Origin of the sequence: Streptomyces sp. D2-8 (assembly GCF_023184515.1) — a bacterium.
Classification (GTDB): Bacteria; Actinomycetota; Actinomycetes; order Streptomycetales; family Streptomycetaceae; genus Streptomyces.
Genome location: NZ_JAAHBP010000017.1, coordinates 160,811 through 182,111 on the forward strand (window position 1 = coordinate 160,811; position 21,301 = coordinate 182,111).

At 71.3% G+C, this 21,301-nt stretch carries 18 protein-coding genes and 1 other RNA gene; 4 read left to right on the forward strand and 15 right to left on the reverse strand.

What is annotated here, in order from left to right:
* Window positions 1–41: 41 nt before the first annotated feature.
* The 7 genes from G3I77_RS26985 to G3I77_RS27015 all read right to left on the reverse strand — a co-directional run bounded on the left by G3I77_RS26985 (window position 42) and on the right by G3I77_RS27015 (window position 8,546).
* A complete protein-coding gene (locus G3I77_RS26985) occupies window positions 42–1,199 on the reverse strand; it encodes a hypothetical protein (protein ID WP_248507907.1) in 1,158 nt (385 codons plus the stop codon).
* An 85-nt stretch (window positions 1,200–1,284) separates the two neighbouring features.
* Entirely contained in the window at window positions 1,285–2,484 is a 1,200-nt protein-coding gene (locus G3I77_RS26990; RefSeq protein WP_248507908.1) for an acyltransferase, read from the reverse strand.
* Entirely contained in the window at window positions 2,481–4,673 is a 2,193-nt protein-coding gene (locus G3I77_RS26995; protein WP_248507909.1) for a bifunctional polysaccharide deacetylase/glycosyltransferase family 2 protein, read from the reverse strand. Before G3I77_RS26995 ends, G3I77_RS26990 begins: the two co-directional genes overlap by 4 nt.
* 303 nt (window positions 4,674–4,976) lie before the next feature.
* Complete coding sequence (locus G3I77_RS27000; protein ID WP_248507962.1) at window positions 4,977–5,993, reverse strand: hypothetical protein; 1,017 nt, start codon at window positions 5,991–5,993, stop codon at window positions 4,977–4,979.
* 160 nt (window positions 5,994–6,153) lie between these two features.
* Entirely contained in the window at window positions 6,154–7,119 is a 966-nt protein-coding gene (locus tag G3I77_RS27005) for a LysR family transcriptional regulator (protein ID WP_248507910.1), read from the reverse strand.
* Window positions 7,120–7,472: 353 nt separating this feature from the next.
* Complete coding sequence (locus tag G3I77_RS27010; RefSeq protein ID WP_248507911.1) at window positions 7,473–8,288, reverse strand: hypothetical protein; 816 nt, start codon at window positions 8,286–8,288, stop codon at window positions 7,473–7,475.
* Between the two features lie 12 nt (window positions 8,289–8,300).
* Window positions 8,301–8,546: a hypothetical protein gene (locus tag G3I77_RS27015; RefSeq protein ID WP_248507912.1), complete on the reverse strand. Its 246-nt coding sequence runs from the start codon at window positions 8,544–8,546 to the stop codon at window positions 8,301–8,303.
* Window positions 8,547–8,792: 246 nt separating this feature from the next.
* On the opposite strand from G3I77_RS27015, the gene G3I77_RS27020 reads away from it, so the two are divergent.
* The 3 genes from G3I77_RS27020 (at window position 8,793) to G3I77_RS27030 (ending at window position 13,328) form a co-directional block, all read left to right on the forward strand.
* Window positions 8,793–10,001 (forward strand): MFS transporter, encoded by a 1,209-nt coding sequence (locus tag G3I77_RS27020; RefSeq protein ID WP_248507913.1) that lies wholly within the window; start codon window positions 8,793–8,795, stop codon window positions 9,999–10,001.
* A gap of 76 nt (window positions 10,002–10,077) precedes the next feature.
* A complete protein-coding gene (yicI, locus tag G3I77_RS27025; protein ID WP_248507914.1) occupies window positions 10,078–12,327 on the forward strand; it encodes an alpha-xylosidase in 2,250 nt (749 codons plus the stop codon).
* The gene (locus tag G3I77_RS27030) at window positions 12,327–13,328 is read left to right on the forward strand and encodes a LacI family DNA-binding transcriptional regulator (RefSeq protein ID WP_248507915.1); all 1,002 of its coding nucleotides are present in this window, start codon (window positions 12,327–12,329) and stop codon (window positions 13,326–13,328) included. The genes yicI and G3I77_RS27030 overlap by 1 nt, the downstream gene beginning before the upstream one ends.
* Before the next feature lie 48 nt (window positions 13,329–13,376).
* Here the strand turns inward: G3I77_RS27030 and ssrA are convergent.
* The 5 genes from ssrA to ftsE form a co-directional block, all read right to left on the reverse strand.
* Window positions 13,377–13,765: a transfer-messenger RNA gene (gene ssrA / locus G3I77_RS27035) on the reverse strand.
* A gap of 99 nt (window positions 13,766–13,864) precedes the next feature.
* Window positions 13,865–14,347, reverse strand: coding sequence for an SsrA-binding protein SmpB (gene smpB, locus G3I77_RS27040; RefSeq protein ID WP_062927167.1), 483 nt, complete (start codon window positions 14,345–14,347; stop codon window positions 13,865–13,867).
* A 46-nt stretch (window positions 14,348–14,393) separates the two neighbouring features.
* Window positions 14,394–15,563, reverse strand: a complete 1,170-nt coding sequence (locus G3I77_RS27045; protein WP_248507916.1) for a S41 family peptidase — start codon at window positions 15,561–15,563, stop codon at window positions 14,394–14,396.
* 67 nt (window positions 15,564–15,630) lie between these two features.
* Window positions 15,631–16,548 (reverse strand): permease-like cell division protein FtsX, encoded by a 918-nt coding sequence (gene ftsX / locus G3I77_RS27050; protein ID WP_248507917.1) that lies wholly within the window; start codon window positions 16,546–16,548, stop codon window positions 15,631–15,633.
* Window positions 16,549–16,588: 40 nt separating this feature from the next.
* Window positions 16,589–17,278, reverse strand: coding sequence for a cell division ATP-binding protein FtsE (ftsE, locus tag G3I77_RS27055; protein ID WP_003990615.1), 690 nt, complete (start codon window positions 17,276–17,278; stop codon window positions 16,589–16,591).
* 257 nt (window positions 17,279–17,535) lie between these two features.
* Between ftsE and G3I77_RS27060 the strand changes: the two genes are divergently transcribed.
* Window positions 17,536–17,727: a hypothetical protein gene (locus G3I77_RS27060; RefSeq protein ID WP_221759658.1), complete on the forward strand. Its 192-nt coding sequence runs from the start codon at window positions 17,536–17,538 to the stop codon at window positions 17,725–17,727.
* A 100-nt stretch (window positions 17,728–17,827) separates the two neighbouring features.
* Here the strand turns inward: G3I77_RS27060 and G3I77_RS27065 are convergent, their stop codons facing one another.
* From G3I77_RS27065 to G3I77_RS27075, 3 genes are all read right to left on the reverse strand, one after another.
* On the reverse strand, window positions 17,828–18,484 hold the full coding sequence (locus tag G3I77_RS27065) for a hypothetical protein (RefSeq protein WP_248507918.1): 657 nt from the start codon (window positions 18,482–18,484) through the stop codon (window positions 17,828–17,830).
* A 290-nt stretch (window positions 18,485–18,774) separates the two neighbouring features.
* Window positions 18,775–19,878, reverse strand: coding sequence for a peptide chain release factor 2 (gene prfB, locus G3I77_RS27070; RefSeq protein WP_248507919.1), 1,104 nt, complete (start codon window positions 19,876–19,878; stop codon window positions 18,775–18,777).
* Between the two features lie 58 nt (window positions 19,879–19,936).
* Window positions 19,937–21,184 (reverse strand): serine/threonine-protein kinase, encoded by a 1,248-nt coding sequence (locus G3I77_RS27075; protein ID WP_248507920.1) that lies wholly within the window; start codon window positions 21,182–21,184, stop codon window positions 19,937–19,939.
* Window positions 21,185–21,301: the final 117 nt, after the last annotated feature.

Below are 21,301 nucleotides of genomic sequence, written 5' to 3' on the forward strand. Positions count from 1 at the left end.
CCGGGCCAGGGCGGGATGAGAGGTTCCGGGAGGATTCCGCGTCAGTGCTGCGGGGGCTGCCCGTGGGAGTCCTGCTGGGGGTGGGGCTGTCCGTGAGGGCCGGGGGGCTGGGCGCCGTAGGGGCCGGGGGCGGGCCGACCCTGGTACGGCGCCGGGGAGGGGCCGCCTTGGTACGGGCCCTGGGCGGGCTGACCGCCGTAGGGGCCGGACGCGGGCTGACCGGGGTAGGGACCTGCGACAGGCTGACCGGGGTAGGGACCCGGGGCAGGCTGACCGCCATACGGCCCCGGCGCGGGCTGACCGGGGTGTGGACCCGGGGCGGACTGACCGCCATACGGCCCAGGCGCGGGCTGACCGGGGTAGGGCCCCGGGGCGTACTGACCGCCATACGCCCCAGGCGCGGGCTGACCCGGGTACGGCCCCGGCGCGGGCTGACCCGGGTACGGCCCCGGCGCGGGCTGGCCAGGGTGCGGTCCCGGTGCCTGCTGACCGGCGTACGGTCCCGGTGCCGGCTGGGCATACGGCCCAGGCGCCTGCTGCGGGTACGGCCCAGGGGCCTGCTGCGCGTACGCCCCGCCCGCGAACGGATTGCCCTGCCCGGGCGGCTGAGCCCCCGGCGGCAGATACCGAAGCCGCCCGTTCTCGTCGTTCACCGGCATGAAGCCCGCCGCCGGCAACCGGGCCGCGAACTTGGTGTTGCGCTTGCGCGTCACCACGAGGCCGATGCCGAGGATCGCCATGAACAGCAGCCACAGCACACCGGCCGCGACGAAGTCGGTGGACTCGCCCCCGAAACGGAAGGCGAGGATCACACAGCCGACGGTGACGCCCAGGGCCCCGTACCCCATGCGCTTCTCGGCGCTCTTGCCGGTGAGGTCGAAATTGATACGGGCCTTGAGGAGTTCGAACGCGTCCGGCACGAGCGGCGGCAGGGAGACACCGTCGGCCGCGTTCGGGTACTGCGCCCAGTTCTGCCCGGCCCGGGCCCGGGCCTGCGGGCTGGGGTCGGGCAGGATCAGCATGGTGAGCGCGCCGTTGCGGCCGCTGCTCTGGCGGACGTCGGCGTACTCGTAGCCGAACTGCTGGGCTACGAAGGCCAGCCGGGCGAGCTTCTTCACGGACGCCATCGGGCTGGTGAGTTCGACCGGTTCCCCGCTCGCCATCAGCCGCAGCATCTTCTGTGTCTGCCGCTTACTCATCCCCACCGCTCCCCCGGTCATTCCGTTCACATGCGCAACTCGGGCAGTTTTCCATACCGGAAGGGCCCGGGGGAACGAGGTCCCGTCAAGCGCGCCTCCGGCTCCCGCGAGTCCTCACCCGGGGCTCCCCCGTCGGCCACAACCGGGGCCTCTGCTTCGCCGCCAGGTCCTCCGCCCAGCCGAAGGCCAGGACGCAGCAGCCGATCAGGACCCAGACCAGGAACAGGACCGGCCAGACGCTCTCCAGCAGCCCGGGCACGTTCTGCTCCAGCACGGGGAAGCCCCACAGCCGGTCCCAGAGGGTCGCGGCGATCAGGATGCAGGTGTTGTGCCACAGGTAGATGGTCACGGCCCGGGAGTTGAGCAGCGAGATCGTCCCCGCGAAGGGGCGCAGCCTGCGCGGCCACTCGGACCAGGACGGGCTGAGGTGCAGCAGCATGAACACCGTGCCGAAGGACCACAGGGCCTGGGCGAGCGGCATGCTGTCCAGGTCGTTGCCGGTGCCGAAGTCGTGGTGCAGGGCGTACCAGAGACCGGCCAGGGCGATGACGGGTGCGACGGACGGCACGATGTAGCGCGGCAGCCGCCGCAGGATGCCCTCCTGGTGGGCCATGCCGAGGATCCAGCAGGCGCCGAAGGTGGAGAAGTCCGTGAGCGCCGAGGGGATCCGCTCGCCGGGCAGCGCGAGGTAGCCCTGCTCGAAGGCGACGGCCAGGGCGATCGGCGCGAGGATCGTGACGACCGGCAGGGCGCGCAGGGCCTTCAGCAGCACCGGGGACAGCAGGACGTACCAGAGGTAGGCGCGGATGTACCACAGCGGGCCGGCGAGGTCCGCGGCCCAGTTCTCGCCGATGAAACCGTGGACGCCGGGCAGCCCCTCCGCGTACGGCGGGTCGCTGAGCGGGACGATCCAGAAGGTGAGGTGCAGCCACCACCAGCCGGGGTGCCCGTCCGCGTCCGGGCCCCAGCCCTGGAGGACCATGCCGGTGACACCGACGACGCCGAGCAGCCACAGCGGGGGCAGCAGCCGGCGCATCCGGCCGCGGATCACCTGCACGGCCGGGCGCTTCAGCGAGCGGGCCATGAGGTTTCCGGCGAGCGCGAACATCACGCCCATGGACGGGAACACCAGCGGCAGCCAGGCCCAGCCCGTCAGGTGGTACAGCACGACACGGAACAGGGCGAGGGCGCGCAGCAGGTCGAAGTACCGGTCGCGGCCGGGCTTCTTGACGGGGGCCGGCTCGCTCGGCGCGGTCTCGGTGACGGGAGTCGCGTGCGTGGTCATCCGGTCGGCCTCCCGTCCATCTGCGGCCGGGCCTCGGCCGGACCGCCCCCGGGCAGGCCCACCGCTCCCGTGCGCCGCAGCTTCTGCCAGCGCAGCCGGCCGCCGGTGAGGGCGGTGATCCAGGACTGGAGCAGGACGACGTACATGAGCTGGCGGTAGAGGAGTTGCTGGAGCGGGAGTGAGATCAGGTGGGTCATGCGTTCCTTGTCCAGATGGAACGCGTAGGCCGCGCACACCCCTTGTACCGCGAGGACGCCCAGCCAGGCGCCGATGGTCTTCTCGGTGGGGCCGAACACCAGCCCGTACAGCAGGAACACGTCGATGAGCGGGGCCAGCAGCGGCGCCACGACCATGAACATCGACACCAGCGGCATGCCCACCCGGCCGAAACGGCCCGAGGGCCCCCGTTCGAAGACGGACCGGCGGTGCTTCCAGATGGCCTGCATGGTGCCGTACGACCAGCGGTAGCGCTGGGACCACAGCTGCTGGACGGACTCCGGGGCCTCGGTCCAGGCGACGGCCTTCTCGGCGTACACCACGTGCCAGCCGTCACGGTGCATGGCCATGGTGATGTCGGTGTCCTCGGCGAGCGTGTCGTCGCTCATGCCGCCGACGCGTTCCAGTGCGCTGCGCCGGAACGCGCCGACCGCGCCGGGGATGGTGGGCATGCAGCGCAGCACGTCGTACATGCGGCGGTCGAGGTTGAAGCCCATGACGTACTCGATGTGCTGCCACGCGCCGATGAGCGAGTCCCGGTTGCCGACCTTGGCGTTGCCCGCGACGGCGCCGACGCGCGGGTCGCCGAAGGGCTGCACGAGTTCGCGGACGGTGGTCGGCTCGAAGACCGTGTCGCCGTCCATCATCACGATCAGGTCGTACCGGGCGTTGGCGATGCCCCGGTTGAGGGCGGCGGGCTTGCCCGCGTTGAGCTGGCGGACGACGCGTACGCCGGGCAGGTCGAGGTTCTCGACGATGCGGGCGGTGCCGTCGCTGGAGCCGTCGTCGATGACCAGCACCTCGATGGGGTGGTCGCTGGCGACCAGCGACCGGACCGTCTGTTCGATGCACTTGGCCTCGTTGTAGGCGGGCACGAGGACGGACACCGGTTCCGTGATGGGTTCACCCCAGCGGAAGCCGCTGCGCCGGACCCGGCGGGCGTGTGCCACGGAGAGGATCAGCATCAGCCCGAGCCGCCCGAAGACCAGCACACCGACGACGGCGAGGCCGGCGACGAGGACCCCGGTCACCTTCTCGGACGCCTGCACGAGGAAGACCCACGCCTCGCCCTTCAGCGACTCCAGCCCGGCGACCGGGGTGTGCGCGCTGGGGGCGTCGAGGGCGGCGGTGAGGGTGTTGAAGCGGTAGCCCTTGTCGGTCAGCCCGGAGACGTACCGGTCGAGGGCGGCGACGGTCTGGGAGCGGTCACCACCGGAGTCGTGCATCAGCACGATGGCGCCGTTGCCGTTCTTCGGCGTGGCGTTGCGGATGATCTGCTCGGCCCCGGGCCTGCGCCAGTCCTCGCTGTCGGTGTCGTTGACGATGGTGATGTAGCCCTTGCTGCCGATGTACTCGGTGACCGGCCAGGTCCTGTTGTCCATGTTCTGGGCGAACGACGAGTACGGCGGGCGGAACAGCGAGGTGCGGATACCGGCCGCACCGGCCAGCGCGAGCTGGTTCTGCGACAGCTCCCAGTCGACCCGGCTCTTGCTCTGCAGCGACAGGTCCGGGTGGTTGAAGGTGTGCAGCCCGATCTCGTGGCCCTCGTCGACCATGCGCTGGACGAGGTCCGGGTAGCGGGAGGCCATGGTGCCGGTGATGAAGAACACGGCGCGGGCGTCGTGCTTCTTCAGCACGTCGAGGACCTTGGGCGTCCACATCGGGTCGGGACCGTCGTCGAAGGTCAGCACCAGCTCGCCGTCCGGGAGGTCCAGGCTGGCCGGCTTCCCGCTCCGGGTGTCGATGACGGGGCCGCCCTTGAGGATGTCCTCCGGGACGCGGTCGTTCGCCGCGGGCGGGCCGACGCGGTGGTCGGCGAGGACCTCGCTGTGCACGTAGCCGCGCAGCATGAGCATCGCCCCCAGCGCGACGAGAACGAGCAGGGGCAGCAACAGACGCATGGGCAGACGCCGGCGCCTGGAGCCGCCACGGGCTCGGGACGCGGGCCCGGAACGGCGGGTACGGGATGCCATGGGTGGTGGTACTCCGGGTGGTGCGGGATGGGGTGATACGGGGACGGGTGCGGGCGGACGGTGTGATGGAGACGGGCCCGGCCGGTCGGGGGCGTAGCGGCGGGGACGGACTCCGCGACGTCCTGAGGGTCCCGCTGCGCGAGCGGCGGGACGGGTGGGTCGGAGCGGGTGAACGCGAGGTGGCCCGGGCTGGAGAGCTCGGGTTCCTCCGGCCGGCCGGGCCCCGTTGGGAAAAGGGCGCCCGGCCGGAAGGGTGGTGATGCGGTGCCCGGAGCGGCCGGGCACCGCTTTTCGCGGCGCGGTCTAGACGGTGGCAGGCGTCTCGGCGACGGGCTGCGGCTCGGCCGGGCCTGCCGCGACGGGCTGCGGCTCGGCCGGGCCTTCCGCGACCGTGCCGCCGTCGCCGCCGGTGCCCGTCGTCTCGGTGGGCGCGGCCGTGGGCTCGCCCGTCGGTGTCGGGTCGGTGACCGGCGTGCTCGGCGGGTCCGCCGGTTTGGTCGGGGCCGGGTCGGTGGCTTTGGGGCCCGGTGCCGGGGTGGTCCGGGTCGCGGTCGGCGTGGGCTTGGCGGACGTGCCGGGGAGACCGGGCTCGACGGTGGCATCGGGTGCGGCGGCGCTCGGGCCGGGCGCGGGTGCCGTGGCCTCGCCGGTCGACGGTGTACTGCCCGGCGCGGTGGCGCCGGTGTCTCCGGTCGGTGCCGACTCGGCGGGCAGCCGCGGGGTGTCGACCTGCCCGGCAGGCGGGTTGTCCTCCTTGGTCGGCACGGGCAGCCAGGGGGCGTTGGAGTTGCCCGACAGCAGCGTGGCGACGATGACGACGGCGTAGACCCCGCAGGCCAGGGCGATGGCCATGCCGATCCGGCGGTAGCGGCGGCTGCGGCGGCCGGACTCGTCGACGAAGACGGGCCGGTCGGCGGCCTCGGCGCCCGGGCCTTCCTTGATCTGTCGCAGGAACCCGTCCCCGAGTTGCACGGCGTCGAGCTGGACGGTGACTTCGTGCGGATCGTGAGTCTGCGCCTCATCGGGGGCGTGCCCCGACGGGTCGGCTTCCTCCTGCTCCTGCCAGGGGTCGCGGACCGAGGTCCGGGTCCCCGATTCCGGGGCGAGCGCGTCGGCCTCGCCGTCGCTCTGGCGGGGAATGCCGCGCAGTATCTCCGTCCCGGCGGGCAGCCGGTGGCCGGTCGCCTGGGCATCTCTGCCGGGGAAGACCTGCGTGGCTCTCCTGTCCCGGACTCTGCCGCCCGACGGGAGTTCCCCGGTAGCCGTCGCGGCCTCGGGCCACTCGGGTTGGGCGTCTTCTCGCCACTCTTTCACGCGCACGCACTTCCCCCCACGGGATGGTTCAGGTGCGCTTGACGACCTGAGCACTCGCCGTCGGACCGGGCCCCCACCCGTCCGAGCGCCCCCTCTTACCACACCGTGCTCAGGCGTCGAATGTAGCGCACGCGCAGGTTCTGTGCGCACGCCGTGTCGAATCGTGTCAGTCGTGAGACGCCATGAGGACATCGTCGCCGGCCGGAACCCAGGCACCTGCGGGCCTGGTCAGCCACCCTTCCGCCGCCGCCAGTCGGCCTGCCGCCCGGCGCAGCGCGTCGAATCCGGGGTGGGTCAAACTCTTGCGCCACACCAGGGAGACGGGGGACAGCGGGACCGGGTCGACCAGGGGCCGCACCACCATCGACGGCAGGGCCGGGAACCCCACGACGGCCAGGACCGGGTTGCGCGTTCTGGCCATGATCCGCTGGAACTCCTCGTCTCCGACGGCCAGCGGCGCGGGTGGCGCGATTTCGATGCCCCGCCCCTCGAACAGGAGGCGGGCAAGCCCGGTCCACTCCGGCGTACGCGGATTGCCGGCGCCCGCGTAGACGCTCTCGCCGGCCAGCTCCGCGAGCGGCACGGTTTCCCACGCGGCCAGCCGGTGGTCCTCGGGCAGGATGACCGCCATCGGTTCGAACCGCACGGGCTGGTGGTCGAGCCCGGCCCGCAGCGCCGGGTCGAGCCCGGCGAATCGTCCGAACGACGCGTCCAGCCGGCCGGCGAGCAGTTCACCGGCAGCCCAGGTCAGGCCGCTCTCGTAGCGGGCCATCAGCTCATGGCGAGGGGCGAGCTCACGCGCCTCGTGCAGCACGCGGCGCGGTGTGACCAGGCCCGGGGAGTTGAGGTCGACCAGCAGCGGCCGGGCCTGGTCGAAGGCGGCGAGCAGCTCGTCCTGTGCCCGCAGCACCCGGCGGGCATACGGCAGCAGCCGCTCCCCGTCGGGGGTGAGCGTCACCTGCCGGGTGGTCCGCACGAACAACTCGGCCCCCAGCTCCCGCTCCAGCCGCCGCACGTCCCGGCTGAGCGCCTGCTGAGCCACATGCAGCCGCACCGCGGCCCGCGTGAAGTGCAACTCCTCGGCAACGGTGACGAAGCCACGCAGCAGCCGGGGGTCGAGGTGGGCGGACATGCGGTGAACTTACAGCGGGCGGGGGCACTGGTGGGGCGGGGGCGAGGGGCCGGTGGTGCGAAAGCCGGGGGCCGAGGGCGCGGGGCCAGGGGCCGGTGGCGCGAGAGCCAGGGCCCGAGGGCGCGGGGCCAGGGGCCGATGGCTGCGAGAGCCAGGGCCGGTGGCGCGAGCGGCCAAGGCCCGGTGGCGCGAGAGCCAAGGCCCGGTGGCGCGAGAGCCAAGGCCCGGTGGCGCGAGAGCCAAGGCCCGGTGGCGCGAGAGCCAAGGCCCGGTGGCGCGAGCGGCCAAGGCCCGGTGGCGCGAGCGGCCAAGGGCCGATGGCCCAAGGACCAAGGGCCGATGGCGCCCGGCTCTCAGAAGCCGGTGCCCTTCCGGGACGTCTCGCTCTCGTCCGTCCCGACGCCCGCACCCTTCGGGCCTTCCGCACCCGGCGTCGGCGAAGCCTGACCCACCCGGTGCCGAGGCACCGACCGCATCGGTGGCCTGGTCAGGGTGATCTGGCGGACGACCTGCTGGAAGCACGCCAGGGCGGCGAGGCCGGGCAGGGCGGCGGCCGCGGTGCCGAGGATCGTCCGGGGCGCCTGGACGACGCACAGCAGCACGGCGATACAGGAGAAGACCAGGACCACGCACCAGGAGTGCACGGCACGGCGCTGGTGCAGCGCGGCCCGCAGTACGGACAGGCAGCCCACCAGCCAGGGCCCGTAGACCAGCAGGGGCCACCAGACGCGCAGGCCCGCGGGGGACGCGGCGACCAGGCGCAGGGGATCGTAGGCGACCATGCCGCTCAGGAGGCTCACCGCGGTGGCGATGACGGCCGCCAGGGCGGCGACGAGGAAGCTGGTGGTGCGGAGCACGCCCGGGGCTTTGCGGGCCCGGACCTTGCGGTGCCGCCGGGGGACGTCCCGCACGGGCGGCAGTTCCTCGGTGATGTCCTGGAGCCGCCGCATATGGGTGCCCGGGGCGGAGGCCGGGTCCGGGTCCGGGTCCGGAACCAGGTCCTCGTCACGGGGGGCGGGAATCCTCGCCGCCTGCTCCCCCAGGGCCTCCTCGAGGATGAACGCCAGTTCCTCGGCGGGGTCCCAGGTCGGGTCCGGCGGAGTCAGGGGAGTGATGAAATCCCGGGCCGGAGCCCGATGCCGGCCGGTGCCCTCTACTTTGTCGTACATATCGTGACCCGACTATTCCGCAAGCGCGAAAGCGGGCCAACCCGTCGCACTGATCCACCGCCGGGCAAGATCCTTTTCCAGCGTACTCATGGCGTTGATGAAATCGCGCAGAACCGGCTCGGTCACCTGCAGCGCCACCGGGCAACCCCCTCTGGTGAGCGTCCCGTTGACTGTCGCCGACGAGTGCGCTGGAGCGGGAATGTAGGTGTACGGGCCGAGCGTTACCGCCCAGCCGTCTTTCCTGGTCGCCTCGGTCATGTACCGACTAACCGTCGACTCACTTCAGCGGATGCGCGGCAAACGAGTGAAGGATTTCCCGAATGAGCATCTCTTCCATGCGACATGAGGAGCATTAGGAATCTCTATACCCTTGTATGAAGAACAGGGAGTGAATGTTTTCCGCCAGGCATTTCGGCCTTCTCGCTCGGATTCACAACCCACGTGCGTGACTGCGCACGGAACAGGTGTTGGACCGCTTGATCACCGCCGGGCGACGGTGGAGGCATGCCGCAACTCTCCCCGTACCGCCGCCTGTTCCGCCTGCCGGGCGCCCGCGCGTTCACCGCCGGGAACCTCATCGCCCGGCTGCCGATGGGCATGCTCAGTGTCAGCGCGGTCGTGATGATCGCCGGGACCCGGGGCTCGTACGCCCTCGCCGGTGCCGTCACGGCGACGGGACTCGCGGCGACCGCGCTGGTCGCGCCGTGGACCGCGCGGCTCGTCGACCGGCACGGCCAGGCCCGCGTGGCCCTGCCCGCCACGGTGATCGCCGTCCTCGGCTCCCTCTCCCTGCTGCTGTGCGTGCGCCACGACGCCCCGGACTGGACCCTGTTCGCCTCCTACGCCGCCACCGCAACGACCCCCAACACCGGCGGCATGTCCCGGGCCCGCTGGGCGCATCTGCTGGCCGGCGACGCGAAGGCGCTGCACACCGCCAACTCCTTCGAGCAGGCGGCGGACGAACTGTGCTTCATGCTGGGCCCGGTGCTCGCGGCCTTCCTGTGCGGGACGTTCTTCCCCGAGGCGGGCACCCTCGTGGGCGCGGTGCTGCTGCTGACCGGCATGGTCCTGTTCACGACCCGGCGTGCGACGGAGCCCCCGGTCCGCGCGCACATACCCGGCAGGGCGCCCCTGCGCGCCCCGGGCATCCCCCCGCTGCTCGCGGTCTGCCTGGCGATGGGCGGCATCTTCGGCGCGACGGAGGTCGTCACGCTGGCGTTCGCCGACACGCAGGGGCGGCAGTCGGCGGCCGGGGCCGTGCTCGCGCTCCAGGCCGCGGGCTCCTGCGCTGCGGGCCTGCTCTACGGCGCCGTGAATCCCGCCGGACCGGCCGCGGCCCGGCTGCCCTGGTGCGTGGCCGCGATGGCCGCGCTGTTGGCCCTGCCGCTGCTGGCCGCGGCCCTGACCGGTTCGCTCCTCGCCCTGGCGGCCGCGCTGCTGGTCGCCGGGATGGCCACGGCCCCGACGATGGTCACCACCATGACGCTGGTCCAGCAGCGCACCCCCGAGGGCCGACTGAACGAGGGCATGACGCTCGCGGTGACCGGTCTGCTCGGCGGCATCGCCTGCGGCAGCGCGCTCGGCGGCTGGACGGTGGAGCACCTCTCGCCGACGGCGGGCTACGCGGTCCCGGTGACGGCGGCGACCGTAGCCCTGGCGTTGTCCCTGCGCAGCGCTTCGAATCGCTTCACCGAGTGCCTCACAACCCATTGACGCCCTCACGCACCCCGCATACGTTCAATCGTCGAAGCGCTTCGACGTCATGCGCCGGGAGAGTAGGGACCCCCACATGAAGTTCACCGACGGCTACTGGCTGCTGCGCGAGGGCGTCACCGCGGCCCACCCGGCCCAGGTCCTCGACGTCACCGAGTCGGACGGCGCGCTGGAGATCCTCGCGCCGACCCGGCCCGTCCGTTCCCGCGGCGACCTGATGACCGGCCCGGTCTTCACGATCAAGGCGCACAGCCCCATGCCCGACGTCATCGGCCTGACCCTGACGCACTTCACCGGCGGGGAGCCCCGCGGCCCCGAGTTCGAGCTCACCGCGTCGGACACCACCGCACGGATCGCGTACGACGACGAGCACGCGACCCTGACCTCGGGCGACCTGTCGGTCCGGCTGGCCCGCGGCGGCCCCTGGCACGTCGAGTTCCTCGCACACGGCCGTACGCTCACCAGCAGCGGCCACCGGAACGCGGGCATCATGCGGGACGCCTCCGGCGCGCACCACCTGCGCGAGCAGCTGGTGCTGACCGTCGGCACGTCGGTCTACGGCCTCGGTGAGCGCTTCGGCCCGCTGGTGAAGAACGGGCAGGTCGTCGACATCTGGCAGGCCGACGGCGGCACGTGCAGCGAACAGGCCTACAAGAACGTGCCGTTCTACCTCACGGACGCGGGCTACGGCGTCTTCGTCGACCACCCGGGCAAGGTGTCCTTCGAGGTCGCCTCGGAGGTCGTCTCCCGGGTGCAGTTCAGCGCGGAGACGCAGGAGCTGACGTACTACGTCGTCCACGGCCCCACCCCGAAGGACATCCTGCGCAGGTACACGGCCCTGACCGGCCGCCCGGCCCTGCCGCCCGCCTGGTCGTTCGGCCTGTGGCTGTCGACGTCCTTCACCACCTCGTACGACGAGGAGACGGTGACGTCCTTCATCGAGGGCATGGAGGAGCGTGAACTGCCGCTCTCCGTCTTCCACTTCGACTGCTTCTGGATGCGCGAGTTCAACTGGTGCGACTTCCGGTGGGATCCCCGCGTCTTCCCCGACCCGGAGGGCATGCTGGCCCGGCTGAAGGCCCGCGGCCTGCGCGTCTCCGTCTGGATCAACCCGTACATCGCCCAGCGCTCCCCGCTGTTCGCCGAGGGCAAGGCGCTCGGGCATCTGCTGAAGCGCCCGGACGGCGGCGTCTGGCAGTGGGACATGTGGCAACCCGGCATGGCCCTGGTCGACTTCACCTCACCGGCCGCCCGCGACTGGTACGCCGCCAAGCTGGAGGCGCTGCTCGCGCAGGGCGTCGACTGCTTCAAGACCGACTTCGGCGAACGGGTGCCCCTCGACGTGGTCTGGTCCGACGGCTCGGACCCGGAGCGGATGCACAACTACTACACGTACCTGTACAACCGCACGGTCTTCGAGGTGCTGCGCAAGCACCGCGGCGAGCAGGAGGCCGTTCTCTTCGCACGGTCGGCGACGGCGGGGAGCCAGCAGTTCCCCGTGCACTGGGGCGGCGACTGCGAGGCGACGTACGAGTCGATGGCCGAGTCGCTGCGCGGCGGCCTGTCCCTCGGCCTGTCGGGCTTCGGCTTCTGGAGCCATGACATCGGCGGCTTCGAGGGCACCCCGACCCCGGCCCTGTTCAAGCGCTGGCTGGCCTTCGGCCTGCTCTCCTCGCACAGCCGCCTGCACGGCAGCAACTCCTACCGGGTCCCCTGGCAGTTCGACGAGGAGTCGGTGGACGTGGCCCGCCATTTCACCCGGCTGAAGCTGCGCCTCATGCCCTACCTGTACGAGACGGCCCGCACCGCCCACACCGAGGGCCTGCCCGTGATGCGGGCCATGGTGCTGGAGTTCCCGGACGACCCGGGGTGCGCGCACCTGGAACGGCAGTACATGCTCGGCCCGGATCTGCTGGTCGCCCCGGTGTTCAGCGACGAGGGCGACGTCACGTACTACGTCCCCGAGGGCACCTGGACGCGCTTCCCGACCGGCGAGCCGGTGACCGGCCCGCGCTGGGTGCGTGAGCGCCACGGCTTCCTGAGCGCGCCGCTGCTGGTCCGGCCCGGCGCGGTGATCCCGGTCGGCGCGCGGGACGACCGCCCCGACTACGACCATGCCGACGGGGTGACGCTGCGGGCGTACGGCCTGCGGCCCGGCGACGAGGTGACGGTGCCGGTCGGGGACGTGACCTTCACGGTCGTCCGCGAGGGGAACACCCTGCGGGCGACGTGCGCCGCCCCGGCAGCCGCCTGGAGCCTGGCCGCCGGCGAACGCGAGGTCCAGGCCCCGCCCGGTACGGGCTCCCTCACGCTGGAGCTCGGCTGATGGCCAAGATCACGGACGTGGCGCGACGGGCCGGGGTCTCCCCCAGCACCGTTTCCTACGCGCTGAGCGGCAAGCGCCCGATCTCCGACGCGACCCGGCGGCGCGTCGAGGCGGCCGCCCGCGACCTGGGCTACCGCCCCCACGCCGGCGGCCACGCCCTGCCCGGCGGCAAGCCGAACCTCCTGGCCCTGGCGGCGCCGCTCCGCCCCGGCGTGCATGTCCCGGTCCTGATGCGGTTGGCGGTGTCGGTGGTGACGACGGCCCGCGCGCACGACCACGACGTCCTGCTGCTCACCCAGGAGGAGGCCGAGGAGGGCCTGAGCCGGGCCATGGGCACGGCCGCGGTGGACGGGCTGCTGCTGACGGACGTCGAACTCCACGACCCCCGCCTCCCCCGGCTCCGCTCCCTGGGCCGCCCGTCGGTCCTGATCGGTGTCCCGGCGAACCCGCACAGTCTGACCTGCGTCGACCTCGACTTCAGGGCGGCGGGCGAGACGTGCGTGAACCACCTGGCGGAGCTGGGCCACCGGACGGTCGCCCTGGTCGGCTCACCTCCGGAGGTCTACCTCCGCAGGACGGCCTACGCCCACCACCTCATGCAGGGCTTCACCACGGCCGCCACCCGTCACGGCCTGACCACGTCCGTCCACCCGGGCGACGCCGACCCCACCACGGCCCCGCGGCTCGCCGAGCGGTTGCTCCGGGAGCACCCCGCCCTCACCGCCGTGGTCGTCCACAACGAACCTCTCCTGGTCCCCTTGATCGCCGCCTTCGAACACCTCGGCCTGCGCGTCCCCGCCGACCTCTCCGTCACGGCCGTCTGCCCCGACGACCTGGCGGCGACGCCCCGCGTCCCGGTCACGTCCGTGTCCCTGCCCGCCGATGAGCTGGGCACCCGCGCGGTGGAACTGCTGATCCGGAAGCTGCACGGCGTCCCGGTCGCGGAGAAGACCCTCCTGCCGCCACGACTGACGGAACGGTCGAGTACGCGCCACGCATGACAAAGGCCCCGCCGCTCGGAAGCGGCGGGGCCTTCGCCCACATGGGATGAGTGGAGATGGCGGGAATCGAACCCGCGTCCAACGGTGCAGAATCAGGGCTTCTCCGTGTGCAGTTCGCTGCGATTTTCTCGGCCCCGGCGATCACGCGAACAAGTCGCCGACGGGCCCAGTCACTGTTTGATTTCCCATCGAACCCCGTGACCGGGCTCGATGGTTTAGTTCCCTAGCTTATGCCAGGATCCGGGCCGGGAACGCTCCCGGGCTGACACCCATTTAGGGTCCTTCAGTCACTGCTTATCAGGCAGCGAGGGCGAAGGACTGGGAATCGCGCTTGGTATTGGCGATTATTTTTTGCGACATATGGTTTACGAGATCATTGCCGCTTCCTCGACACGCTTCCCCTGCTTCGACAGCCGCTGTCGAAACCGATCATCCCCATGTTGTGTTGACAATCCCCTCCGGAGAGGAGCACGCACCCGCCGTGGGGTGCAGACACCATCGTACGTGACCAACGCAGGTCGGTGCCAGCGTATTCCCTACGCCCCGCGCTGCCTCCGCTTCACCGCCGCGATCGCGCGGTCGGTCTCGCGGCGGTCCTGCTTCTCCCGCAGTGCCTGACGCTTGTCGTACTCCTTCTTGCCCTTCGCCAGCGCGATCTCGACCTTGGCCCGGCCGTCCTTGAAGTACAGCGCGAGGGGCACGATGGTGTGGCCCGTCTCCCCCGTCTTCGACTCCAGCTTGTCGATCTCGGCGCGGTGCAGCAGCAGCTTCCGCTTGCGCCGGGCGCTGTGGTTGGTCCACGTGCCCTGGCTGTACTCCGGCACGTGCACGTTGTGCAGCCACGCCTCGTTCCCGTCCAGCTGAACGAAGCCGTCGACCAGCGACGCCCGTCCCTGGCGCAGGGACTTCACCTCGGTCCCGGTGAGGACCAGGCCGGCCTCGTAGGTGTCGATGATGAGGTAGTCGTGCCGCGCCTTCTTGTTCTGCGCGATCAGCTTGCGCCCTTTTTCCTTAGCCATAGTGCCGACCATTTTCGCACTACCGAGGGGCTCCGCGAAAAGTGGATTACGAGGGGCTCGCGAGGCCGCGCAGTACGGCCTGGGCCCGCTGGAGGGCATCCTCGTCGGTCTCCAGGTCGGGCGTGATGCCCCGGCCGTCGACCCCGCGGCCGGAGGGGGTGCGGTAGTGCCCGACGGTCAGCTCCGCGACGGAGCCGTCCGGCAGCCGGCTCGGCATCTGGACCGAGCCCTTGCCGAAGGTGCGGGAGCCCACGACGAGCGCCCTCCCGCGGTCCTGCACGGCGCCTGTGAGGAGCTCGGCCGCGCTCATCGTCCCGCCGTCGACGAGGGCGACCAGGGGTCTCGTGGTCTCCCCGCCGGACTCGGCGTGCAGGACGCGCTGCTCGCCGTCGACGTCGTAGGTGGCGACCAGGCCGCCGTCGAGGAAGGCGGAGGCGGTGGTCACGGCCTCGCTGACCAGGCCGCCGGAGTTGCCGCGCAGGTCGAGGACGATCCCGGCGCCGGGCGGGGACTGCCGGACGGCTTTCCGGACCTGACGGCCGGAGCCCTTGGTGAAGGTGGCGACCCTGATGACGGTGACCCGTCCGGCGAGTTCCCGGACGGTGACCGAGTCCGTGGACAGCTGGGCGCGGCGCAGGGTTTCGGTCCACGCGCGGGTGCCGCGCTCCAGGCCGAGGCGGACGGCGGTGCCGGCGGGGGCGTCGGTGGCGTTGCCGCGCAGTAAGGAGACGACCTCGGTGACGGGGCGGCCGTCGGTCTTCTCGCCGTCGACGCTGCGCAGCAGGTCTCCGGGGCGGATCCCGGCGGTGGCCGCGGGCGACCCGGCGCGCACCTTGGTCACCTCGATACGGCCGTCCCGTTCGCTGCGCGCCCACAGGCCGACGCCGGTGTACCGGCCGTCGAGGGACTCCTCGAACTCCTCGTACTCGCCCCGGGAGTAGACGGCGCCCCAGCGGTCCCCGCTGCGGCTGACGGCGCGCTTCGCGGCCTGGATCGGGGACTTGCCGTCGGCCATGGCCTCCTCGGCCGCCCGGGCGACGTCGGCGTGGTGCCCGGCCGCACCGGCGGAACGGGCCTCGTCCGGCGCGGACTTCCCCACGCCCTGCGGCAACGCCCCCGTGGCCGCACCGGCGACGAGCACGCTCGCGAACACCAACGTCAGGGCGGCCCCGCGACGGATGCGGCGGGGCTGACAGAACGGGTCACGACCTGACATGCCGGTGAGTCTAGGACAAGCGGAAGGGCCGTACGGCCGGTTGACCGTACGGCCCTCTTGGCATGCGTCACACCTTCAAGTACTTGCGCAGCGCGAAGAACGCGGCCAACGCGGGCATCAGAAGGCTCGTCGCGAGGATGAGCGGCAGCTTCGTGAGAACGGCGTCCCAGCCGATGAAGTTGATCAGTGTCAGCTGGTCGGCCAGCGCCAGTCCGTGGTCGATGAGGAAGTACCGGGCGACCAGCAGGAAGCCGCACGCGAGGGTGCCGCCGATGAGTCCGGCGACCGCGGCCTCCATGATGAACGGCGCCTGGATGTAGAAGCCGGAGGCGCCGACCAGCCGCATGATGCCGGTCTCACGCCGGCGGCTGAACGCCGAGACGCGCACGGTGTTGACGATCAGCATCAGCGCGACGACCAGCATCAGCGCCATGACCGCGCGGGCGGCCCAGTTCATGCCGTTCAGCAGCTTGAAGAGGTTGTCCAGGATGCCCTTCTGGTCCTGCACGGACTGCACGCCGTCCCGGCCGTTGAAGGCGGTGGCGATGACCTGGTACTTCTCCGGGTCCTTCAGCTTGATGCGGTACGACTCCTGCATCTGGTCCGGCGTGAGGGAGCTGGCGAGCGGGGAGTCGCCGAACTGTTCCTTGTAGTGCTTGTACGCCTGGTCCTGCGACTCGTACGTGACCGCCTGGACGACATCCATCTTGGCGAGGTCGGCCTTGACCTGCTTCTTCTGGTCGTCGGTCACCGCGCCCTTGGCGCAGTTGGGGTCGGACTCGGCGTCACTCTTGTTGCAGAGGAAGATCGAGACGTTGACCTTGTCGTACCAGTAGCCCTTCATGGTGTTGACCTGGTCGCTCATCAGGAGCGACCCGCCGAACAGGGCGAGCGACAGGGCGACGGAGACGACGACGGCGAAGGTCATCGTCAGGTTGCGGCGGAGACCGACACCGATCTCCGACAGGACGAACTGGGCGCGCATGGCGACTGGTTATGCCTTTCCGTGGATCTCGGGTGCGGTATCAGTGCTGGTAGCCGTAGACACCGCGGGCCTGGTCGCGGACGAGGCGGCCCTTCTCCAGTTCGATGACGCGCTTGCGCATCTGGTCGACGATGTTCTGGTCGTGCGTGGCCATCACCACGGTCGTGCCCGTCCGGTTGATGCGGTCGAGCAGCTTCATGATGCCGACGGAGGTCTGCGGGTCGAGGTTGCCGGTGGGCTCGTCGGCGATGAGCAGCTTCGGCCGGTTGACGAAGGCCCGCGCGATGGCGACACGCTGCTGTTCACCGCCGGACAGCTCGCCGGGCATCCGGTCCTCCTTGCCGCCGAGCCCGACCAGGTCGAGCACCTGGGGCACGGACTTGCGGATCTCGCCGCGCGACTTGCCGATGACCTCCTGCGCGAAGGCGACGTTCTCACCGACCGTCTTGTTCGGCAGCAGCCGGAAGTCCTGGAACACCGTCCCCAGCTGGCGCCGCATCTGCGGCACCTTCCAGTTGGAGAGGCGGGCGAGGTCCTTGCCCAGAACGTGCACCTGCCCGTGACTGCACCGCTCCTCGCGGAGGATCAGCCGCAGGAAGGTGGACTTTCCGGAGCCGGAGGACCCCACGAGGAACACGAACTCGCCCTTCTCGACCTCCAGGGATACATCCCTGAGGGCGGGGCGGGTCTGCTTGGGGTAGACCTTGGAGACATTGTCGAATCGGATCACGGATGCACCACGGGTCGCCGGGGGTAGATGAGCGTGACCATACGCGAACCGGGTAGGGCACCGCAGTCACCGACCGTGGTTGCGCCGCGGATGTGGCGTTTTATACCGAGCCCCGAGGGGCGCGGGGGGACTGTGCGTACCACCACAGAAGATGCGCAGCCGCGCGACGGCCGACGGAACCTGGCAAAGTGGAGGGGGGAACATTCCCACCCCCACGGACGTTGGACACGTGGAACCGGCGCAAGGAGGGCAAGCGCATGACGTACGACCGGCTGGTGTGCGCGAACTGCGCGTCCCCCGTGAACGAGGGCCGCTGCCCTGTGTGCCGCGCGAACCGCGAACGGCTGCAGCAGGAGAACTTCCTCGCGGGCCTGAATCCGATGACCCTGATCGCACTGCTGACCGTGCTGATCGCGGCGGTGGCCCTGCTGGCGCACCAGACCGTGTAGGGCGGCGGGCAGCCCCCGGACATGGCCGAGGGCCCGGAGTGTTTCACTCCGGGCCCTCGGTGTTGCGCTGTGCCTCTGGTCCGTACGGACGCGGCTACCGTCAGGCGGCAGCCCCGCCGCGATCACCCACGAGGCGCGGCAGCAGACGGAAGCCGACACCGCCGGCGATCATCGTGGCGGCGCCGATCACCAGGAAGGTGGTCTGCGCGGCGCCCGTCTCGGCGAGCTCTTCGCCATTGCCCTGGGCCTGCGGGGCCGGGGTGGAGTCCGAGCCGATCTCGGTGAGGGAGGAGGAGCCCTCCCCCTGCGGCGAGGTGCCGCCGTCGGGGTCGGCGTTGTTGCCGCCGCCGTTGTTGCCACCCCCGCTGTTGTTGCCACCGTCCGTCGGGTCCTCGGTGGGCTCCGTCGGCTCCTCGGTGGGCTCGGTCGGCGTGCCCGGCTCGGTGGGCGTGCCCGGCTCCGTCGGGGTCCCCGGCTCGGTGGGCGTGCCCGGCTCCGTCGGGGTCCCCGGCTGGGTCGGGTTCGGCGCCGTCGGGATACCGGGTTCCGACGGCTCACCCGGTTCACCCGGCTCACCCGGCTCACCCGGGTTCTCTTCACCGACGCCCACGCCAACACCGACACTGGTGTCACCGAGACCGACGTTCACGCCCAGGTCGAGAGCGGATGCCGCACCGGCGGCGGTCAGCGAGGCACCGGCGGCGATCACGGCACCGGCCGCTATCCGCGCGACACGGATCCGCGTCTTCTTCGTCATATGGTTGCTACCCCCAGTAGCTCATCGTCATTAGGCAGCGCTCGGGGCTGTGCTCGACGGGGACAGCTGCGGTGAAAGACTCCCCGGTTCACATGCGCCCCAGAGACACGCATGCCGCGCTTTACCCTTCCCATTTTTCAAGAACACGTCAAGGCCGTTTGCAGCCGCCATGTCCAACTACGGGGGCTATGCCGGGAGTCTGAGCCTGTGAGTGTGATGTAAAACCCAGACATGGGGGCACAGAAAAGGCAACTGCCGCCCCGACGGCGGCAGTTGCCTTGTCGACAAACTTACTTCTCCTGCTGCTTGCGCCAGCGAATTCCGGCCTCGATGAAGCCGTCGATCTCGCCGTTGAACACAGCCTCGGGGTTGCCGACCTCGAACTCGGTGCGCAGGTCCTTGACCATCTGGTACGGGTGCAGGACGTAAGAACGCATCTGGTTGCCCCAGGAACTCCCGCCGTCCTTGAGGGCGTCCATCTTGGCCCGCTCCTCCTGGCGCTGCCGCTCCAGCAGCTTCGCCTGGAGAACGTTCATGGCGGTCGCCTTGTTCTGGATCTGCGACCGCTCGTTCTGACAGGAGACGACGATGCCGGTGGGGAGGTGGGTCAGCCGCACCGCGGAGTCGGTGGTGTTGACGCCCTGCCCGCCGGGCCCCGACGAGCGGTACACGTCCACGCGCAGTTCGGACTCGTCGATCTCGATGTGGTCGGTCTGCTCCACCACGGGCAGGATCTCCACGCCCGCGAAGGAGGTCTGCCGCCGGCCCTGGTTGTCGAAGGGCGAGATGCGCACGAGCCGGTGCGTGCCCTGCTCGACGGAGAGGGTGCCGTACGCGTAGGGCGCCTGGACGGCGAAGGTGGTCGACTTGATGCCGGCCTCTTCCGCGTACGACGTCTCGTAGATCTCGGTCTTGTAGCCGCGCTGCTCGGCCCACCGCAGGTACATGCGCTGGAGCTTCTCGGCGAAGTCGGCGGCGTCGACGCCGCCGGCCTCGGCACGGATGTTCACCAGCGCCTCACGGGAGTCGTACTCACCGGAGAGGAGGGTGCGGACCTCCATCTCGTCCAGCGCCTTCTTCACGGCGGCGAGCTCGGACTCGGCCTCGGCGCGGGTGTCCGGGTCGTCCTCCTCCTCGGCCATCTCGAAGAGGACGCCCAGGTCGTCGATGCGACCGCGCAGGGCCTCGGCCTTGCGCACCTCGGCCTGGAGGTGGGACAGCTTGCTGGTGATCTTCTGCGCCTCATCGGGGTTGTCCCAGAGGGACGGCGCGGCCGCCTGCTCCTCGAGCACGGCGATGTCTGCCCTCAGCTTCTCGAGGTCCAGAACGGCCTCGATCGACTCCATGGTCGAGGAGAGGGACTTGAGCTCTTCGGATACGTCGACGACTGCCACGCCCTCCAGCGTAACGGCTCCGCCCGGCGGCCATCGCCGGGCGGCCGGAGCCGGCTGCTCAGGGGGTCTGCGGGGCGGAGTTCTTCGTGTCCTGGGGAGGTGCGCCGCCGTCGTCGTCCGACGTGGTCAGCCAGGCTCCGACACCGATCGCCGCCACGAGGGCGACCGCGCCCGCTCCCAGGGCCACCCGGCGGCGCCGGGCCGCGGCGCGGTTGCGGGCCGAGCCGGGTCGGGGGGTGCCCGCGGTGCGCGGGGCCCGGGCGGTGCCGTGGGCGCCGCCGGCCAGCTCGTCGGGGGCGGGGACGCGCATCGAGGTGTGGGTGTCACGGTTGGAATCGGCCGGCTTGGCGCCCGGCACCAGGGGGACCGCGCCCCGCCGCCGGACCCGCTCCCCGGCCGGGGCCGGGCCGGTGGGCTGCTCCTCGCGCTCGGCCTCCTCCGCGGACTCGGTGTCCGGCTCGTCCACCTCCAGTGGGGGCATGCCCGCCAGCATCGGCAGCAGCTCCCGCAGCCGGGCGCCGAGCTCCGAGGCCCGCAGCCGTGAGGCCGGAGCCTTGGCCAGGCACTGCACCAGCAGCTGCCACAGCTCGTCCGGGATGCCGGGCAGCGGGACGACCGTCTCCGTGACGTGCCGGCGCAGGACCGCGCCCGGGTGGCCGCCGCCGAAGGGGGTGAAGCCCGCCAGCAGCTCGTAGAGGACCGTGGCGAGCGCGTAGATGTCGACGGACGCGCGCGGGGGCAGGCCCTCGACGATCTCCGGGGCGAGGTAGTCCGGCGTGCCGATGATCTTCGTGGCCTTGGTCCGGCGCGGGGTGTCGATGAGTTTGGCCACGCCGAAGTCGGTCAGCAGCGCGCGGTGGGAGCCACCGGGGCCGAGCGGGCCCTGCATGTCCAGGAGGACGTTCTCCGGCTTGACGTCCCGGTGCACGACGCCCGCGGCGTGCGCGGCGGCCAGTCCGTCGGCGATGTCGGCCGCGATCGCGACGGCCGCCTCGGGGGCCATGCGCCGGTCCCGGTCCAGCCGGGTGCGCAGGTCCGTGCCGCGGACGAGGTCCATGACGAGCGCCAGGTCGTTGCCGTCGACGACCAGGTCCCGCACCGACACCACATGCGGGTGCTCCAGGCCGAGCAGCGCCGTGCGCTCCTGGACGAAGCGTCCGACGAGCTCCTCGTCGGACGCGAGGTCCTCGCGCAGCAGCTTGATGGCGACGGGGCCTTCGGGCCCCTCGCCCAGCCACACCGTGCCGGCGCTGCCCCGCCCGAGGATCTGGTGGGCGGTGTACCGGCTGCCGATCTTCCGTGCCAAGGCTGCTCCTACCGACGCGTGTTGTCGCTAAAACTACGCGTCCGGAGAGCCAACCTTCACCGTAGAGGCGGAAATCACCCGCCGGGTGTCGACAAATCACCAACCCCGCAGGGCGGT

What these genes read in the sequence shown, in the direction of transcription:
- G3I77_RS27015 (WP_248507912.1), bottom strand. Translation starts at nt 8,546, where the DNA reads ATGACCGAGGCGACCAGGAAAGACGGCTGGGCGGTAACGCTCGGCCCG.
- G3I77_RS27010 (WP_248507911.1), bottom strand. Translation starts at nt 8,288, where the DNA reads ATGTACGACAAAGTAGAGGGCACCGGCCGGCATCGGGCTCCGGCCCGG.
- G3I77_RS26995 (WP_248507909.1), bottom strand. Translation starts at nt 4,673, where the DNA reads ATGGCATCCCGTACCCGCCGTTCCGGGCCCGCGTCCCGAGCCCGTGGC.
- G3I77_RS27065 (WP_248507918.1), bottom strand. Translation starts at nt 18,484, where the DNA reads ATGACGAAGAAGACGCGGATCCGTGTCGCGCGGATAGCGGCCGGTGCC.
- ftsX (WP_248507917.1), bottom strand. Translation starts at nt 16,548, where the DNA reads ATGCGCGCCCAGTTCGTCCTGTCGGAGATCGGTGTCGGTCTCCGCCGC.
- yicI (WP_248507914.1), top strand. Translation starts at nt 10,078, where the DNA reads ATGAAGTTCACCGACGGCTACTGGCTGCTGCGCGAGGGCGTCACCGCG.
- G3I77_RS26985 (WP_248507907.1), bottom strand. Translation starts at nt 1,199, where the DNA reads ATGAGTAAGCGGCAGACACAGAAGATGCTGCGGCTGATGGCGAGCGGG.
- G3I77_RS27020 (WP_248507913.1), top strand. Translation starts at nt 8,793, where the DNA reads ATGCCGCAACTCTCCCCGTACCGCCGCCTGTTCCGCCTGCCGGGCGCC.
- smpB (WP_062927167.1), bottom strand. Translation starts at nt 14,347, where the DNA reads ATGGCTAAGGAAAAAGGGCGCAAGCTGATCGCGCAGAACAAGAAGGCG.
- G3I77_RS27045 (WP_248507916.1), bottom strand. Translation starts at nt 15,563, where the DNA reads ATGTCAGGTCGTGACCCGTTCTGTCAGCCCCGCCGCATCCGTCGCGGG.
- G3I77_RS26990 (WP_248507908.1), bottom strand. Translation starts at nt 2,484, where the DNA reads ATGACCACGCACGCGACTCCCGTCACCGAGACCGCGCCGAGCGAGCCG.
- G3I77_RS27060 (WP_221759658.1), top strand. Translation starts at nt 17,536, where the DNA reads ATGACGTACGACCGGCTGGTGTGCGCGAACTGCGCGTCCCCCGTGAAC.
- G3I77_RS27005 (WP_248507910.1), bottom strand. Translation starts at nt 7,119, where the DNA reads ATGTCCGCCCACCTCGACCCCCGGCTGCTGCGTGGCTTCGTCACCGTT.
- G3I77_RS27030 (WP_248507915.1), top strand. Translation starts at nt 12,327, where the DNA reads ATGGCCAAGATCACGGACGTGGCGCGACGGGCCGGGGTCTCCCCCAGC.